The organism is Arthrobacter alpinus (assembly GCF_900105965.1).
GTDB lineage: Bacteria > Actinomycetota > Actinomycetes > Actinomycetales > Micrococcaceae > Specibacter > Specibacter alpinus.
The window spans coordinates 2,633,672-2,649,148 of the sequence record NZ_FNTV01000001.1 but is presented as its reverse complement, the minus strand read 5'-3'; the positions used below and the strand labels follow the sequence as shown (position 1 = coordinate 2,649,148).

General features: G+C 62.7%; 14 protein-coding genes. 11 read left to right on the top strand and 3 right to left on the bottom strand.

What is annotated here, in order from left to right; genetic code table 11:
* Positions 1 to 44: 44 nt before the first annotated feature.
* Positions 45 to 833: a siderophore-interacting protein gene (locus BLV41_RS12090; RefSeq protein ID WP_074711815.1), complete on the bottom strand. Its 789-nt coding sequence runs from the start codon at positions 831 to 833 to the stop codon at positions 45 to 47.
* 99 nt (positions 834 to 932) lie between these two features.
* Here BLV41_RS12090 and BLV41_RS12085 point away from each other — a divergent pair, with 99 nt between their 5' ends.
* From BLV41_RS12085 to BLV41_RS12060, 6 genes are all read left to right on the top strand, one after another.
* On the top strand, positions 933 to 1,763 hold the full coding sequence (locus BLV41_RS12085; protein ID WP_211481627.1) for a helix-turn-helix domain-containing protein: 831 nt from the start codon (positions 933 to 935) through the stop codon (positions 1,761 to 1,763).
* Between the two features lie 149 nt (positions 1,764 to 1,912).
* Positions 1,913 to 2,989: an ABC transporter substrate-binding protein gene (locus BLV41_RS12080; protein WP_074711813.1), complete on the top strand. Its 1,077-nt coding sequence runs from the start codon at positions 1,913 to 1,915 to the stop codon at positions 2,987 to 2,989.
* Positions 2,986 to 4,059, top strand: a complete 1,074-nt coding sequence (locus BLV41_RS12075; protein WP_074711812.1) for an ABC transporter substrate-binding protein — start codon at positions 2,986 to 2,988, stop codon at positions 4,057 to 4,059. Before BLV41_RS12080 ends, BLV41_RS12075 begins: the two co-directional genes overlap by 4 nt.
* Positions 4,060 to 4,085: 26 nt before the next feature.
* Positions 4,086 to 5,174 (top strand): iron chelate uptake ABC transporter family permease subunit, encoded by a 1,089-nt coding sequence (locus tag BLV41_RS12070; RefSeq protein ID WP_074711811.1) that lies wholly within the window; start codon positions 4,086 to 4,088, stop codon positions 5,172 to 5,174.
* Positions 5,171 to 6,247: a FecCD family ABC transporter permease gene (locus BLV41_RS12065; protein WP_244516881.1), complete on the top strand. Its 1,077-nt coding sequence runs from the start codon at positions 5,171 to 5,173 to the stop codon at positions 6,245 to 6,247. Before BLV41_RS12070 ends, BLV41_RS12065 begins: the two co-directional genes overlap by 4 nt.
* A gap of 31 nt (positions 6,248 to 6,278) precedes the next feature.
* Entirely contained in the window at positions 6,279 to 7,115 is an 837-nt protein-coding gene (locus BLV41_RS12060) for an ABC transporter ATP-binding protein (RefSeq protein ID WP_074711810.1), read from the top strand.
* A gap of 314 nt (positions 7,116 to 7,429) precedes the next feature.
* Here BLV41_RS12060 and BLV41_RS12055 read toward each other — a convergent pair whose 3' ends face one another.
* Positions 7,430 to 8,521: an ABC transporter substrate-binding protein gene (locus tag BLV41_RS12055; RefSeq protein WP_074711809.1), complete on the bottom strand. Its 1,092-nt coding sequence runs from the start codon at positions 8,519 to 8,521 to the stop codon at positions 7,430 to 7,432.
* A gap of 141 nt (positions 8,522 to 8,662) precedes the next feature.
* On the bottom strand, positions 8,663 to 9,460 hold the full coding sequence (locus tag BLV41_RS12050) for a helix-turn-helix transcriptional regulator (RefSeq protein WP_050070410.1): 798 nt from the start codon (positions 9,458 to 9,460) through the stop codon (positions 8,663 to 8,665).
* Positions 9,461 to 9,746: 286 nt separating this feature from the next.
* Between BLV41_RS12050 and BLV41_RS12045 the strand changes: the two genes are divergently transcribed.
* From BLV41_RS12045 to BLV41_RS12025, 5 genes are all read left to right on the top strand, one after another.
* Positions 9,747 to 11,219, top strand: coding sequence for a glycoside hydrolase family 32 protein (locus tag BLV41_RS12045; RefSeq protein ID WP_074711808.1), 1,473 nt, complete (start codon positions 9,747 to 9,749; stop codon positions 11,217 to 11,219).
* Positions 11,220 to 11,273: 54 nt separating this feature from the next.
* Positions 11,274 to 12,611 carry an ABC transporter substrate-binding protein gene (locus tag BLV41_RS12040; protein ID WP_074711807.1) on the top strand — a complete coding sequence of 446 codons (1,338 nt, stop codon included), beginning with the start codon at positions 11,274 to 11,276 and terminating at the stop codon, positions 12,609 to 12,611.
* A 67-nt stretch (positions 12,612 to 12,678) separates the two neighbouring features.
* Positions 12,679 to 13,560 (top strand): carbohydrate ABC transporter permease, encoded by an 882-nt coding sequence (locus BLV41_RS12035; protein WP_044578969.1) that lies wholly within the window; start codon positions 12,679 to 12,681, stop codon positions 13,558 to 13,560.
* Positions 13,557 to 14,459, top strand: coding sequence for a carbohydrate ABC transporter permease (locus BLV41_RS12030; RefSeq protein WP_044578846.1), 903 nt, complete (start codon positions 13,557 to 13,559; stop codon positions 14,457 to 14,459). Before BLV41_RS12035 ends, BLV41_RS12030 begins: the two co-directional genes overlap by 4 nt.
* Positions 14,456 to 15,475, top strand: coding sequence for a LacI family DNA-binding transcriptional regulator (locus BLV41_RS12025; protein WP_074711806.1), 1,020 nt, complete (start codon positions 14,456 to 14,458; stop codon positions 15,473 to 15,475). Before BLV41_RS12030 ends, BLV41_RS12025 begins: the two co-directional genes overlap by 4 nt.
* Positions 15,476 to 15,477 lie beyond the last annotated feature (2 nt).

Below are 15,477 nucleotides of genomic sequence, written 5' to 3'. Positions count from 1 at the left end.
AGGACAAGGGCGCAGCTTGCCGCCGCATGGCCACCCGGCCGGGCTCAGTCCATGTCGGCCGGGCGGTCGCCGGCCTTGTCCTTGGCCCAGTAGCCGATCGCGTGGTGCCGGTTGCGGGGTGAGCCGAGCCGTTGGCGCAGCTCGCGGCGGATGGCACGGCTGGCGGAGGCCTCACACGCAACCCAGGCGTACCAGGGTGCATCGGGCTCCGCCAGCTCGGCGACCGCGCCGGGCAGTGCGCTGTCGCCGAGCCCGTTTCCGGTGCCCACCAGCCAGCGGTACTCCACCTCCGCGGCCGTGGCGAACGGCAGGATGTCCGCCTTTTCAGGGACCTCGGCAAGCACGACGGCGCGTACCCCGCTGGGCAGCCCCTCAACGATCCGCCCGAGTCCCGGAAGTCCCGTTAGGTCGGCGACGAGGATCTGTACCTCGGCGTCGGCCGGCGGCTCGTAGTAGGAGCGGCTCTCGCCCTCGTTGAAAATTCCAATGACATGGCCCGGCTCAGCCCGCTCGGCCCAGCCAGAGGCAATTCCGTGGCCGTGGATGGCGAAGTCGATGTCGAAACGCCGGCCGTCGCTGTGCACGGAACGGATGGTGTAGTGCCGCCACGGAGGCTCCTCGCCCGTCCAGCCGGGGCCATACTCCGGCAGGTTGAACGTCTCAAGTTCGGCGCGGCTCTCGCCGGGGCGGGGGATGGCGATGTCGACGCGTTCGTCGCCAATGCCGTTGACATGCCAGCGCCAATCGCCCACGGCTTCGAGCGTGATGCGGATCATGTGCGGGGACAGGCGGGTCACGTGAACTACACGTGCCGGTGCGCAGGGGATGGCCACTATGGGTCCTTAAGTGTCGTCGGAGGGGGTGCGCGGGAGCCGCCACGGGCCCCGCATGAAGTAAGGTTAGCCTAACAATAGTTTTTGGAAGGTTGTGCCGTGACATCAGTGCTTGCCCCTGCCCTTGCTGCTGCGCCCGGGAAGGCGGGGCTGGGGTCTGCGCGTCCCATGGGCGCAGTTCGCGGCCCCCGGGCGGTGCCTGATCCGTTCCTGCTGACCACGGGAATGATGGAGCAGGAAGAACCCTGCCAGTGGCCCCCGCACAGCCACGATGAGCATGAGCTGATCTGGTCCGCGCGGGGAGTGGTGACGATTCTGTTGGATGGCCGGATGTGGAGCGTCCTCCCGGGAACCGGCCTGTGGATTCCCCGTGGCGTGGTGCACGAAGGCCACATGGGCGGCGGCGTCGCCTCGCGGGTCACGCTCTTCTCGCCGGAAGCGTGGACCCGGGGCTGGAAAAACACCACCGCCGTGAACGTCAACGAGGCGGTGCAGCAGCTGCTGGTCCACCTGGCCCACACGGGAATGCCCGCGGAGGAGCGGCTGCGGGCCCAGCAGGTGTGCATCGACATGCTCGAGCCTGTCGAGTCCAGCAACATGTCCGTGCCAATACCCTCCGATCCCAGGATTCGGGAACTGGTGGACAGCGTCCTGAAAGACCCCGCCGATGACCGCTCACTGGAGCAGTGGGCTCGCAGGCTCAACCTGAGTTCTCGAACCATCACACGGACCTTCGGGGCTGATGTGGCCATGAGTTTTGTGCATTGGCGCCGGCTGGTTCGGATGCGCTCAGCCCACGGCTTGCTGGCACAAGGCATGAGCGTGGGGGCTGTTGGTCGAAGGGTTGGTTACGGCACCACCAGTGCATTCGTGGCCGCTTTCCGCAAAGTTGTTGGCTACACGCCGGGGGAGCTGCTGGCCCGGGACTAGGTCCGCCGTGAATGCGGCACCCTTGTCCGAAAAGCGATACTTGCTGTCCACACAGTCGAGGGGCGGCAACATAGGCTTGGATGTTAGGTAACCCTGCCCTAACCTGCCGGGCCATGCCGCACAGCAGACACTTCGAACACAGGATGATCATGTCCCGCACTCTCACTGCCACACCCTTCCGGAAGAGGGGCCTGGCCGCCTTCGCCCTCATCGCGGTTCTAGCGGTCAGCGGCTGCTCCCAAGGCAGCAGCGACGCCGGTTCGGCAAATGCAACGGCCACTGCCAGCCAGGCTGAAGACGGCGCCTTCCCTGTCACCATCAAGCATGCACTCGGCGAGACCACCATCAAGGAAGAGCCGAAACGCGTGTTGGTCATGGACTCGGAATCGGCCGACACAGCCCTTGCCCTGGGCGTGGTGCCCACATCCATCTCCAAGCAGACCTGGGGTGGCGACGAGCAGGGCTACTTCCCCTGGACTCGCCAGGCCATGGACAAGCTGGTTGATGAAACACCGGAGACCAAGCAGTTCTATTCCGAGAGCGGTGACCTGAACTTTGAAGTGATCCTGGACGAGGCGCCGGACATCATCCTGGCCCCGTACTCGGGCTTCTCCCAGGAGGACTATGCGCGGCTCAGTGAAATTGCGCCCACCCTGCCCTATGACAACAAGCCGTGGCAGCCGAGCTCATGGCAGCAAATGACCACCAGCATTGGCCAGGCGCTCGGGCGGCCGGCACGCGCGGCGGAACTCGTCACCCAGACCGAGGCCGCAGTGGAGAAGGTCAAGGCCGGACATCCCGAATTTGAGGGTGTGAGCTTCCTTTACGGCACTTACCTGCGAGAAGGCGAAACCGAGGCCGCCGTCTACGGTCCCGCAGACCCCCGGGTGAAGTTCATCAGCGACATTGGGCTGACTGTGGCACCCGATGTGGTTGCCGGCGCAGCCAAGGCCGATGCCGACTCGTTCAGTTTCGGGGTGAGCCTGGAAAAGCTTGACACGGTGGATGCCGACATTTTCATTGGCTGGGCCAGTGAACAGTCTGAGGTGGATTACTCCCTGAAGAACCCGCTCTTCTCGAAGTGGTCCGTCATCGCAGGCGGCAAGGACCTGTGGCTCACCGACAAGGCCCTCTCTTCCGCCACGCAGCGCGTCAGCGTCCTCGGCATTCCGTGGGGCATGGACGTTCTGGTTCCGCAGCTCACCGACACCATTGGCAAGTCATGAGCACGTTGACCATGCGCGCCGTCGGCGCCAAGAAGAAGGCCCTGGCCGCACTGGCCCTCATTGCAGCCCTTGCCCTGAGCGCCTGCGCCCCAGGCAGCGCCGACGCCGGAAAGGCAGCCGATGCAGCCACGGTGGGGCAGGCCGAGGCAGGGGCATATCCCGTCACCGTCAAACACGCCTTGGGTGAGGTGACCATTGACCAGGAGCCGCAACGCATCGCCGTCATCGGCTGGACCACGCCCGACATTGTGGTGGCCCTGGGACGTGTTCCCGTTGCGGTGGGCAAGAACAGCTACGGAGCGGACGACGGCGGGTACTTCCCCTGGTTCCGCGATGGCGTCAAGGCGCTGCAAGGTCAGCTGCCCCTTGCACTGCCGAGCCTGGAACGCGGCGAGATTGATTTCGAGGAACTGTTGGACACCGCTCCCGATTTGATTCTGGCAACCTATTCCGGCATCACGGCCGAGGACTACGCCCGGCTGAGTTCGATCGCCCCCACCGTCGCCTACCCGGAAACGCCGTGGGCCACGCCGCTGGAGGACAACATCAAGCTCGTGGGACAGGCCCTGGGCGTGCCGGAACGCGCAGGAAAGCTGCAGGCCTCGCTGAACGACACCATCGCAGCTGCTGCGAAGGACCACCCCGAGTTCCAGGGCGTCACGTTCGCCTATGGAACGGTGCCTTCAGACGATGGCACGGTGCTGTTCAACGGCCCCACAGACACCCGGGTGCAACTCCTGGAGCAGTTGGGAATGGTGCTGGCCCCGGGAATCCCCGAACTTGCCAAGGCCAGCGGCGAATCCTCCAGTTTCAACGTGAGCCTGGAAGAAATGTCGGACCTGAAACCCGACCTCTTCGTGACAAATGTTGAAAACGATGCGGAGTGGAAGAAGGCGCTGACGTCCAGCAGCATCTTCGCCAACTGGGGCCCCGTCGAGCGCGGGGCCGTGGTGGTCACCAGCGACCACGCGCAAACCATGTCCTTGTCCTCACCAAGCCCCCTGAGCATTCCATGGGGCCTGGCCAACTTTGTTGAGCCGCTTTCGGACGCCATCGGCAAGCTCAAGTAACCAATGCAGGGAACAGGATTCAAGCAGTGAGCAGCACAACTGCGCTGGCCGGTGAAGGCACGCCGCCACAGCCCCGCAAAACAGCGCCGTCCACGACACTGCCCAGTGGCGCCGTGCGCACCCGCACCTTCCGGACGCTGGGCCTGTTGGCCGCCGTCGTCCTGCTGGTGGTGGTCACCATTGCAAGCATCATGGTCGGTGCCCGCGACTTGACCGTGGGCACCGTCATGAATGCCCTTTTCAATCCGGACGGCACCACGGAGGCCCTCATTATCTGGGAACTGCGCGTACCGCGCACAGTGGTTGGACTGGTGGTTGGCCCGGCGCTGGGGCTTGCCGGCGCCCTCATCCAGGCCTTCGCCCGAAACCCCTTGGCCGATCCCGGCATCCTGGGCGTCAATGCCGGGGCGGGCTTCTTTGTCACGATCGCCGTCGGAGTTCTGGGATTCACCGACGCCCGCGGCTACGTGTGGTTCGCACTGGCGGGCGCTGCCGTGGTGACGGTGCTGGTTTATTTGATCGGCTCGGTGGGCACCGGCGTGGCCAACCCGGTTCAGATGACGCTTGCCGGCGTGGCACTGAGTGCAGTGCTGGGCGGTGTGGCCTCGGGCATCAGCCTGAAGAACCCGCAGGCGTTCGACAACATGCGGTACTGGGGTGCCGGATCAATTGGCGGCCGGGACCTGGAGGTTGTTGCTGCGATCGCTCCGCTGATTTTCATCGGCGTGGTCCTGGCCCTGCTCGTGTCCAAGCCACTGAACGCCTTGGCCATGGGCGATGACGTGGGCAAAGCCCTTGGCGTCAGCGTTGTGGGCACCCGGGTGGTGGTGGTGGTGGCCGTCACCGTGCTGGCCGGTGGTGCAACGGCCCTGGCAGGCCCCATCGGTTTCATCGGGTTGATGGTGCCGCACATGGTTCGCTGGATTGTTGGCCCTGACCAGCGGTGGATCATGGCCTACACCCTGGTGGTCTCGCCGATCCTGCTGCTGCTGGCCGACATCCTTGCCAGGATCATTCTGCCCAGCGGAGAGTTGCGCGTGGGGTTGGTGACCGCCGTGGTCGGTGCCCCCATCTTGATCCTGTTGGCACGGCGCAAGAAGGTGAGTGGACTGTGACGCACGAACAAACACAACTAGTGGAGCATGCACCGCCAGGAAACGGCCGCCCGCAATGGCTGCTGCGTTCCTCGCGCCCGCCCGTCTCGATGCGATTCGACCGCCGGGCACTCACCGTGGGCCTGGTCATGGTGGTGCTGATTCTGATCATTGGCGCGTACACGCTGACAGCAGGCGCCTCCCGCACCCCGCTCGCCGATGTGGTGCAGGCCCTGCTGGGCAACGGGGACCGGCGCACCGAGATGCTGGTGGCGGAGTGGCGGCTGCCCCGCCTGCTGTTCGCCATCTTCTCCGGCGTGGCGCTGGGCATGAGCGGTGCACTGTTCCAGTCGCTGACCCGCAACCCGTTGGGCAGTCCGGACGTCATTGGATTCGCGGCCGGCTCCTACACCGGGGCGCTGCTGGTCATGCTCGTGGCAGGCAGCACCGGCTACTACATGGTCGCCGCGGGCTCGCTCATCGGCGGCATCGTGACGGCGGCACTGGTCTACCTGCTGGCCTACCGCCGCGGTGTGGAAGGGTTCCGGCTCATCATCATGGGCATCGGCGTCAGCGCCGTGCTCGGCTCCATCAACTCCTACCTGATGCTTCAGGCCAAGCTGGAGGACGCCATGTCCGCAGCCGCCTGGGGTTCCGGGTCACTGAACGGACTGGGCTTTGACCAGTTCTGGCCCATGCTCACCATCCTGGTGCTGTTGGTACCCATGGCACTGGCCCTGGGCCCCGGGATGCGGCAACTGGAGATGGGCGACGACGCTGCCAAGGCACTGGGCCTGCGCACCGAACGGCTACGCCTGGGCGTGGTGGTGGTCGGTGTTGCCCTGACCGCGCTGGTGACCGCAGCGGCCGGACCCATCTCCTTCATTGCGCTCGCCGCCCCGCAGATTGCCCGCCGGCTCACCGGCGCCGCAGGGATTGGCATGATTCCGGCGGCCCTGGTGGGCGCACTATTGCTCACCGCGGCGGACGTGGTGGCGAACTCCATCCAGCTGCCCGTGGGCATCATTACCGTCTCCATAGGCGGAACGTACCTGATCTGGCTTCTGGTCCGCGAATACCGCCGCAGAAAATAGCCCCGCCCCCACCCTTGCAGAAAGCACCTTCGTGAACACTCTCACCGAGACCCGGACCGCCACCGTCGATTCGACAGAACTCCGCGCCGACAAGGTCACCATTGGCTACGACAAGCGAACCATCTCCGCTGACCTGAGCGTCAACATTCCACCCGGTTCCTTCACAGTCATCATCGGCCCCAACGCGTGTGGAAAATCGACCCTGCTGCGCGCACTCTCGCGTCTTCTGACCCCGAGCCAGGGGTCCGTGATGCTTGATGGCAAGGAGATCTCGAAGTACCACGCGAAAGAGGTGGCCCGCCGCATCGGCCTGTTGCCGCAGTCCTCAATCTCACCCGACGGCATCACGGTCGCGGATCTTGTGGGCCGCGGCCGCTACCCACACCAGAAACTTTTGCAACAGTCGTCCCACGCGGACGAGCTGGCAGTGGCCAGCGCGCTCGCCGCCACACACCTGACCGAGCTCTCCTCCCGCCTGGTCGATGAGCTTTCCGGTGGGCAGCGGCAACGAGTTTGGGTGGCGATGGTGCTGGCCCAGCAAACCCCGCTGCTGCTCCTGGACGAGCCCACCACGTTCCTGGACATTGCCCACCAGATAGAACTCATGGAACTCTTCAGCGACCTGCACGCCGACGGGCACACCCTGGTGGCGGTTCTCCACGACCTCAACCATGCCGCACGGTACGCGACGCACCTGATCGCCATGAAGGACGGGAAGGTGGTCGCCGAAGGCCCTCCCGAAGAAGTTGTCACAGTCGAGACGGTGGCCAAGGTGTTCGGCATCGACTCCGTGGTCATCGCCGACCCCATCACCGGAGGCCCGCTGGTGGTTCCCTACAAGAACACGGGGCGGCAAAGGGGACTGTAATGGGAGGGCACGTGTACGGTTTGGCCGAGGAGTCTGGCCGATCGCCCCTACCTTTCGGGGGACTCATCCACACCGTCAGCCTTGACGGCGTGACGCACATTCGCCCAAATTTCCCTCGGGCACTTGGCACGGGCTTTCCGAAGGACCGGTCGCAGCGTTTGCTCGTTGAATCTGACAAGGCGAGGAACTCCGCCCTCATGAGCGCCTCGGTCACGTCGGGCACGATGAACACCACCCGACGCAGCGCACTGACTCGCAGTGCAATCACGGGGCCCTGTTCAGATCTGAACAGGGCCCCGTTCCAGGCGTGGAACCTACTTCGTGTTCGCGATGGCGTCGGCTAACAGCGGCACGTAGCGATCCAGTGCCCAACCCATGCTGATGATGCTCACGCTGGTGGTGGCACGGGCCAGTTCTTTGTCGGTGATCCAGATGTCGCCACCGGACTTCAGCGGAGCCCACTGAGCCAGCAGCGGGTTGGCCAGGCTCCTGTCAACGGTGGCCTGATCATCGCCCCAGGCAATGAAAATATCGGGTGTCACGGTATCGAGCTTTTCGAGACTGACGGCCCCATACCAGAGGTCCTTGGGCCGGTTGGCGCTGATCTCGGCGACATCAGGATCCATGGTCAGTCCCAGTTGCTCCGTGAACGTGACCCGGCCATCCTTCTTGTCGTAGAAGCCGAGCTCGGTGCTTCCCTCATTGAGTGCCATCCCATAAGCGAACGTCTTGCCCTTGAACTCCGGATGAGCCGCTGCTGCGTCCGCCAGCTTGGTCTCCGCCCCTTCGATGAGGGTCTCGGTGGCAGCCGGACGGCCCAGCGCCTGGCCGACGATTCTGGCCTGTTCCTGCCACGAGGTGATACCGAACGGCTCGTTGGCGTATGCCACGGTGGTGGCGATCGACTCGAGCCGCTTGTAGGCGGCGTCGTTGATGTCCGAGTAGGGCGCGAGGATGAGGTCGGGTGCGAGGTCCAGGATCTGTTCGTAGTCGAGCTCGCCGGTGTCGGAGGCGTTGAGTGTCACGGGCATTTCGGCTCCTAGGTCCGCGACTGCTTCACGGAACCATGGCAGGTAGCCTTCGGCATCGCCGGCCCAAGTTTCGTCGGGAACTGCCACCGGAACCACGCCCAGCGCGATGACGGTGTCTTCCGAGGAAATGCCGATCGTGAGGACCCGCTCGGGCTCTTTGTCGATGACGGCCTTTCCGAAGGCGTGAGCGATCGTTGTCGGATATGCGCCCGCTTCGACCGGCACCTTAGAGGCAGGAGCCGTCGATGCGGTTGATTCCGACGAAGCTTTTGTTGCAGTGTTACAGCCAGTGAGCGTGAGGCCCAGCGCGAGTATGCTCGCGACCACGAGCGTTAGATTCGCCGAACGGCGGGCAGTACGTGGGTTTTTGTTCATTGAAAATTTCCTCTAATCTGTGCGCGCAGTGCGGCGCGTACAACCGGCTAAGTTGTGGACTCCGAGTGCGCTATGCAGCTCCATGTACCATCTCAATCACGCTATCGGGTGACCTCGTCGTCAGGTGGCCGGGCAGTGTCCCTATCGGGACAGCTGCAATGGTGCCGACTCTCCAGCGGCCGCAATTGTGCCAGGGGTGACCCCGATAGTGCGGCGGAAGGTCGCAACGAAGGACGAGACGGAGGAATACCCAAGATGCCTGCTGACCTGCTGGACGGCCCGGCCGCGCATGATCTGCGTGACGGCCTCGCGCATGCGCACAGCGATGCGCCATTGTGCGAAGCTCATCTGTGTCTCGACCGAGAAAATACGCGTGATGGTTCGGGGACTGACATTGAGGACAGCGGCCCATTGTTCGAGTGACCGGGAGTCACGGGGACGGGCGAGCACCTCATTGACCAGGCGCGATACCCGAGAGTCGGTCGGGATGAGCAGCTCGGGTCGGCGAACGGAAGCGGGAGTTAACAGGTCGATGCAAACCTGCTGTGCCCTGGCCCGGTATTCATCTGGCATGTCGTTCTGGGTGTCGTGCAGCAACAGCTCGCGCAGCGCCGGGGCAACGCTCATGAGCATGGGAGCATCCCATGCATCGGTGCAGGAGAGTGGATTGAAGTGGGTTGCGCCGAGGGCAACGGCGGCATCTGAACTCACTCTGTGAACTGTCCCCGACGGCAACCATAGCGCCAGGCCACGTGATAACAGCCAGAGCCGTGACTGCACACGCACCTGAACCGATCCGCGTTCGACCCACAACAGCTCGTGCTCGTGGTGCGAATGATCCGACCAGCTCACGGCGCCGTGAGTGTCGAAGAAACTTGTGCGGAGATGGAACGGCTCGGCGAAAATAGGGTGCTCCTCTTGCACGTCCGCCAGAGACATATGCCGATCCTTTGCTCGTTTCAAGCGCGCACCTCAGGGGGCGACTTCAGTAAGTAATGTAAGGCTAAGCTTACCTCCAGCGGATGCCGGCCGTGGAAGCCCAGATAGCCATGGGTGGTGCCCTTCCCAGCTTCTGAGGGCCGCAACGGCCCATGGTGTGCATGTTATGAATCACATTGAGGCCAACAAGAATCTTTTCTGGAAATATTTGCTTAACCGCTTGACCAACCTTTCTGAGTGCCCTTATGGTCATGAATAAGCGGTTAACCAACTATTTGAGGCGACTATGAAGCAGCGCGGCTTTTACAAACCAACCGAGGCTTGGGTGGGGGATGTGATCCCCTGGCAGGAAGATGGTGTGTTCCATTTGTTCTACCTGAACGAATCACGCCGAGTCCCCAAAGAGGGCATGCCCTGGCATCGTGTAGTGACTGAGAATGTTGTGGATTTCCGTGAGACAGGTGAGTCGATCCCGTCGGCCGGACCGGCATCTGCGGACTTCAACATTTACACCGGAAGCATTGTGCGCGATGTAGATGGCGTGCACCACGCCTTCTACACGGGCCAGAATCCGGCCAACACCGGCGCCGACGGCCTTGCCCTCCAGCTCGTCATGCATGCCACAAGCAACGATGGCATGCAGTCCTGGCAGCGACACGATGAACACACCTTCGGGGCTACCGCAGGCTACGAAACAGCAGACTGGCGCGACCCGTTCGTCTTCTGGGATGAGGATGCCCAGCTGTGGCGGATGCTCATCACTGCCCGCCACACCCACGGAGCTGCACGGCGTCGAGGTGTGATTGCCCAGTGCACGTCCGAGGACCTGTTGGAGTGGAAGCCGGCCGCGCCCTTTTATGATCCGCGCCGCTACATTGCCCATGAATGCCCCGAGGTGTTCCAGTGGGGGGAGTGGTGGTACCTCGTCTATTCAGAGTTCAGTGAAGCTTTCACCACCCGCTACCGCATGGCACGCAGCCTGGCCGGCCCGTGGATTGTGCCGGAGCACGATTCCCTGGATGGGCGCGCCTTTTATGCTGCGAAGTCGGCCGCCCGGGACGGCCGCCGCTTCTTCTTTGGCTGGATCGCATCCCGCGAAGGCGCCACCGACGACGGTGCCTGGCAATGGGCCGGCACCATGTCAGTTCTCGAGGCCGAACAGCGCGACGACGGTACGCTGGCGTTCCATCCTGCCCAGGAACTGCGGGAGACGTTCACCGAACAGGTGGAAGACATCGTCCCCGCATCCCAGCTCACCGCCCCTGACAGCTACGCGGACATTCTCACTGACGAGGACGCTCCGGACACATTTAGGGTGGTGGCCCGCTTTGACATTGCCGAGAATACGAGCGAATGCGGCATCCTCTTGCGGGCAAGTTCCGACGGCGACGAAGGGTACAGCCTGCGCCTGGAACCGAAACGCGGGCGGCTTGTCTTCGACCGGTGGCCGCGCCGCTCCACCGGCACCGAACAGTGGCAGATCTCCGGCGACGTTCCCCACGCCGTCGAACTTGAGCGGCCCGTCACTCTTGAACCCGGCCAACACGAACTGGAAGTCATCGTAGACGGCGACCTTTGCGTAGCAACCGTTGACAACTCCACTGTCCTGAGCACCCGCATCTACGACCGGCCAACAGGCCGCGTTGGTGTATTTGTCGGCGAGGGAGACGTCACTGTCACCGGGTTTTCACTGTTCACCCGTGACGCCATCGCGGCTCCGTCCATCCCGGAGGTCGAACTCGTTTCCGCCCTGAGCTAGACCACCAAACGTTTTATCAACTGTGCCATCGATCAATCAATGGAGATTAAGACCATGACAATTACCAAGCGCAAAACCGCCTTATTGGCCGCCGCCGTTGCCGCCGCACTGGCCCTGGCCAGCTGCTCGGGAGCAGCCAGCGGCACCCAGCCAAACGACGTCGACCCTCAGGGCGAGATTGTTCCCCGCGAAATTTCCTGGCTCCTTTCTCGGCCCGCCGACGGCGGCGTCATCACGGCCATGAAGGAAATCGCCGCAGAATACGCCACCGACCATCCGGGATTCTCCCTCAACCTCATCACCACCCCCGACAGGCCCTCGTACATCCAAAAGTACGAAACACTTGCGGCCGCGAACAAGCTGCCCGAACTCTTCGACACGGACGCCACCCCGTTTGCACAGAAGCTGGCCAGCCAGGACCGCATGATCGATGTTGACACGCTGCTAACGGACCTTGACCTGAAAAAGGATTTCAGGGAAGCAGCCCTGAACTACCAGCGCTTCGATGACGGCTCCCTATACATGGTTCCCTTTGAATTCCAGCTCGAGTTCTTCTGGTACAACTCCGCACTGTTCAAGAGCGCCGGCATTGAAACCCCCAAGTCCCTCGATGATTTCCCCCAGATGTGCAAGGCACTCCGGGCGAAAGGCATCACGCCCATCGCACTGGACGGGCAGGATCAGTGGCCGCTGGAACGCTACATGGCGTACTACCCCTTCCGGATGGCCGGCCCCGAATTCATCCAAAATCTCAAGAACGGCAAAGCATCCTTCTCCGATCCGGCAGGCAAAGCCGCAGCCGAATGGCTGTACAACCTGGGCCAGGCAGGATGCTTCCAGGAAGGCTTCTCATCAACCGGTTACGCTGATGCGCAGGCACTCTTCACCTCTGGCAAAGCCGCCGTTTACAACATCGGCACCTGGGAACTGGGCAACCTCGCCACCCAAAAGCTTGACGCCGGCGTCCGTGATTCCGTGGACTACTTCACCCTTCCTGGCATCGATGGGGCCGTCACCGAGGCAAATGAGTACGTGACGCCGTCGGGCATTGGCATGGCCATCAACGCCAAGACCTATGACCCGCTGGTCCGCGACTTCCTGGCCTTCGCCCTCAAGAAGTACCCGGAAGTCTATGCCGGCACCGGCGCCCTTTCCCCGACGACGACGGCCGAAACCACCATCCCTGCCGACGCCACAGAGCTGTACAAACGATCCGTTGAACAGGCCAACACCGTGGGCAAATCCATCGCCATGCCGTGGGACACCCAGCTGGACCCGGCCACGAACACCCGCCTGCAGCAGGAACTGACCCTCCTCGTCCAAGGCGACATCAAGCCCGAAGAGTTCATCACCACCATGGATGCAAGCCTGGCGGAGAACAACAATGGCTAGTACAGCGCAGACAAGCGGAGTCCGAAAGGCTCTCCGGCCACCACGGAAAAGCAAGCCCATGGCCACCATGCTGCCGGGCCGCTCCAAGCTCGCCGTTGCCGTTTTCCTCATCCCGCCCTTGGTGTTGTACGGGCTGGCGGTCCTGCTCCCCATCGTGCAGTCGCTCTTCTTGAGCTTCTTCCGCTGGGACGGCATCACCGACATGAAGTTCATCGGCTTGGACAACTACGCCAAGATGTTCACCCGCGACGACGTGTTCTGGACAGCCTTCGGCAACGCGATCGGCTACCTGGTGATCTGCCTGGTGCTGCAACTCGGCGGTGCGCTCATGGTGGCCGGGCTCCTGACAGGAATCCAGCGAGCCCGCGAAGTGGTGAAGACGCTCTACCTGCTCCCCGCCGTCATCTCCACGGTGGCCATCGCCTTTCTATTCCAGCGAATCTACTCGCTGGAACCGGTGGGCCTGCTTAACCAAGTCTTGGACTGGGTTGGTCTGGGCGGGCTGCAAACAGCCTGGCTCTCCAACGTCCAGACAGTCCTTGCCGCGGTATCCATTCCCGAAGGCTGGCGCTTCACGGGCTTGTACATGCTCATCATTTATGCCGCACTGCTGGCCGTTCCTCGTGAGCTCGAGGAAGCAGCCCGCCTGGATGGCGCCTCATGGTGGCAGGTATTTTGGCGAATCCGTTTCCAGTACATCCGGCCCGTCTGGATTACGACCACGATCATGGCAACGACCTTCGCGCTTCGCGGCTTCGACATCCCCTACCTCCTCACCAACGGAGGCCCCGGGCAGTCCTCGGAACTGCTGACCACCTACATGTACAAGACAGCTTTTGTGCACACCGACTATGGCTACGCCAGCGCGATCTCAGTCTTCATCGTTGTTGAGTGCCTCATCGCCGTGGGCCTTATCTTCCTACTCCTTCGTCGAAGGGACGACTCATGAGTGCGCCAGTTCTCACCGCGCCCACCACGCCCATGCCAGTAAAACCACGCGTACAAGCCAAGAAACCCAGGCGGATTCGCGTGCAGCGGATGCTGCTGACGGCGACCATCGTCCTGATCGTTGTTGTGCAGGTTTATCCCATGGCGTGGCTGTTCCTGACGAGCTTCCGAACGGCCTCGGATTTTGCTTCCGGAAATCCGTTTGCGCTGCCTTCAGAATTCACGCTGGAAAACTACTCCCGCGCTTTTGCTACTGGCAACCTGTGGCTGAACATTCTCAACAGCTTCATCGTCACGCTGGGATCGAGCGTGCTGATAGTCATTGCCGGAATGATGGCGGCCTACGCACTGCAAGTTCTGGGCTTCCGGCTCAGCGGGCTTGTCCGCGCACTGTTCTTGCTGGGCATCATTGTTCCCGTGCAGATTGCACTCGTCCCGCTGTTCATTGACTATTCCAAGATCGGCCTGTTGGACACCCACATGTCCATGATCATCCCACTCGCTGCTTTCGCGATGCCCATGGCCGTGTACCTGTTTAGCTCCTTCTATGAGTACATCCCGCGGGAACTGTACGAGGCGGCATCCCTTGATGGTGCCGGCCCGTTCCGGATTTTCAGCCAAATCACGTTCCCGCTGTCGGTGAATACCATCATCACCGTGGTGCTGGTCAACAGCATCTTTATCTGGAACGACTTCATCTTTGCCAACACGTTTGTTCTCTCCGACGGGTTGAAGACCATCCCGCTGGGTTTGCAGAACTACATTGGAGCGATGGGCAATACCGACTGGACCGCGACTTTCGCCGCCGTTTGCGTAACAGTCACGCCGCTGCTGTTGGTATTCCTTGTCCTGAACAAAGCCATGATTAGCGGTCTCGAGAGTGGAGCAACCAAGGGATGACCAGCGTAGAACCGGGCAAAGGCGCCCACACCGTAACGATGCGGGATGTCGCCAAGGCAGCTGGAGTTTCCGTTGCCACGGTGTCAGTGGTGGTGAACAACAAGCCTGGTGCCCGCATTGGCGACGAAGCCCGGCACCGCGTGCTGGACGTCGTGGCACAGCTGGGCTACCGGCCCAACATGCTGGCCCAAACCCTCGCCAACGGCACGTCACGCTTCATCGGTCTGGTGGCCGACGCCATTGCCACCACCCCCTTCGCTGGGCAGATCATCCACGGGGCCCAGGACGAAGCATGGAAAAACGGCTACGTCCTCCTCGTGGCGAACACCGATGGCAACCAGGCGGCCGAGGACGAGGCCATCGCCATGATGCTGGAGCACCAAGTCCACGGAATCCTGTACTCGAGCTGGTACCACCGCGAGATCACGGTTCCTGCCACGCTTCACCAAACGGATACCGTGCTCGTGAACTGCTTTGCGGCTGGAAGCGGCCTACCCGCCGTCGTCCCTGATGAGGAGGAAGGCGGGCGTACCGCCACCCAGGAACTGCTTGCCGCCGGCCACAGCAAGATTGCCTTCATCAACACCACCACGCCCTCACCGGCGCAAAGCGGACGCCTCGCCGGGTACTGCGCCGCCCTGGAAACGGCCGGCATCAGTTACGACGAATCACTTGTGTTTCCAGCAGCTCCTGAGCAAGAAGGAGGATACGCGTCCACGCCCAGCGTCATTGCATCCGGAGCCACTGCAGTGTTCTGTCACAACGACCGCGTGGCCATGGGACTTTACGACGGGCTGCGCGAACAGGGGCTGCGCATTCCCCAGGACATTGCCGTGATGGGCTTCGACAACCAGGACGTTATCGCCGCCCACCTGCGCCCCCCGTTATCGACAGTGGCGCTGCCGCACTACGAGCTGGGTGCAGCCGGGGTCCGCATGCTCCTGGGCCTCGAGCGTTCCTCCGACACCGTTCCCACGCGCATTGCCTGTCCGCCCATCTCGCGGCAGTCGATCTAAGG

Coding starts and splice junctions, on each gene's coding strand:
- BLV41_RS12080 (WP_074711813.1), top strand. CDS start 1,913: ATGTCCCGCACTCTCACTGCCACACCCTTCCGGAAGAGGGGCCTGGCC.
- BLV41_RS12075 (WP_074711812.1), top strand. CDS start 2,986: ATGAGCACGTTGACCATGCGCGCCGTCGGCGCCAAGAAGAAGGCCCTG.
- BLV41_RS12055 (WP_074711809.1), bottom strand. CDS start 8,521: ATGAACAAAAACCCACGTACTGCCCGCCGTTCGGCGAATCTAACGCTC.
- BLV41_RS12050 (WP_050070410.1), bottom strand. CDS start 9,460: ATGTCTCTGGCGGACGTGCAAGAGGAGCACCCTATTTTCGCCGAGCCG.
- BLV41_RS12045 (WP_074711808.1), top strand. CDS start 9,747: ATGAAGCAGCGCGGCTTTTACAAACCAACCGAGGCTTGGGTGGGGGAT.
- BLV41_RS12040 (WP_074711807.1), top strand. CDS start 11,274: ATGACAATTACCAAGCGCAAAACCGCCTTATTGGCCGCCGCCGTTGCC.
- BLV41_RS12035 (WP_044578969.1), top strand. CDS start 12,679: ATGCTGCCGGGCCGCTCCAAGCTCGCCGTTGCCGTTTTCCTCATCCCG.
- BLV41_RS12030 (WP_044578846.1), top strand. CDS start 13,557: ATGAGTGCGCCAGTTCTCACCGCGCCCACCACGCCCATGCCAGTAAAA.
- BLV41_RS12025 (WP_074711806.1), top strand. CDS start 14,456: ATGACCAGCGTAGAACCGGGCAAAGGCGCCCACACCGTAACGATGCGG.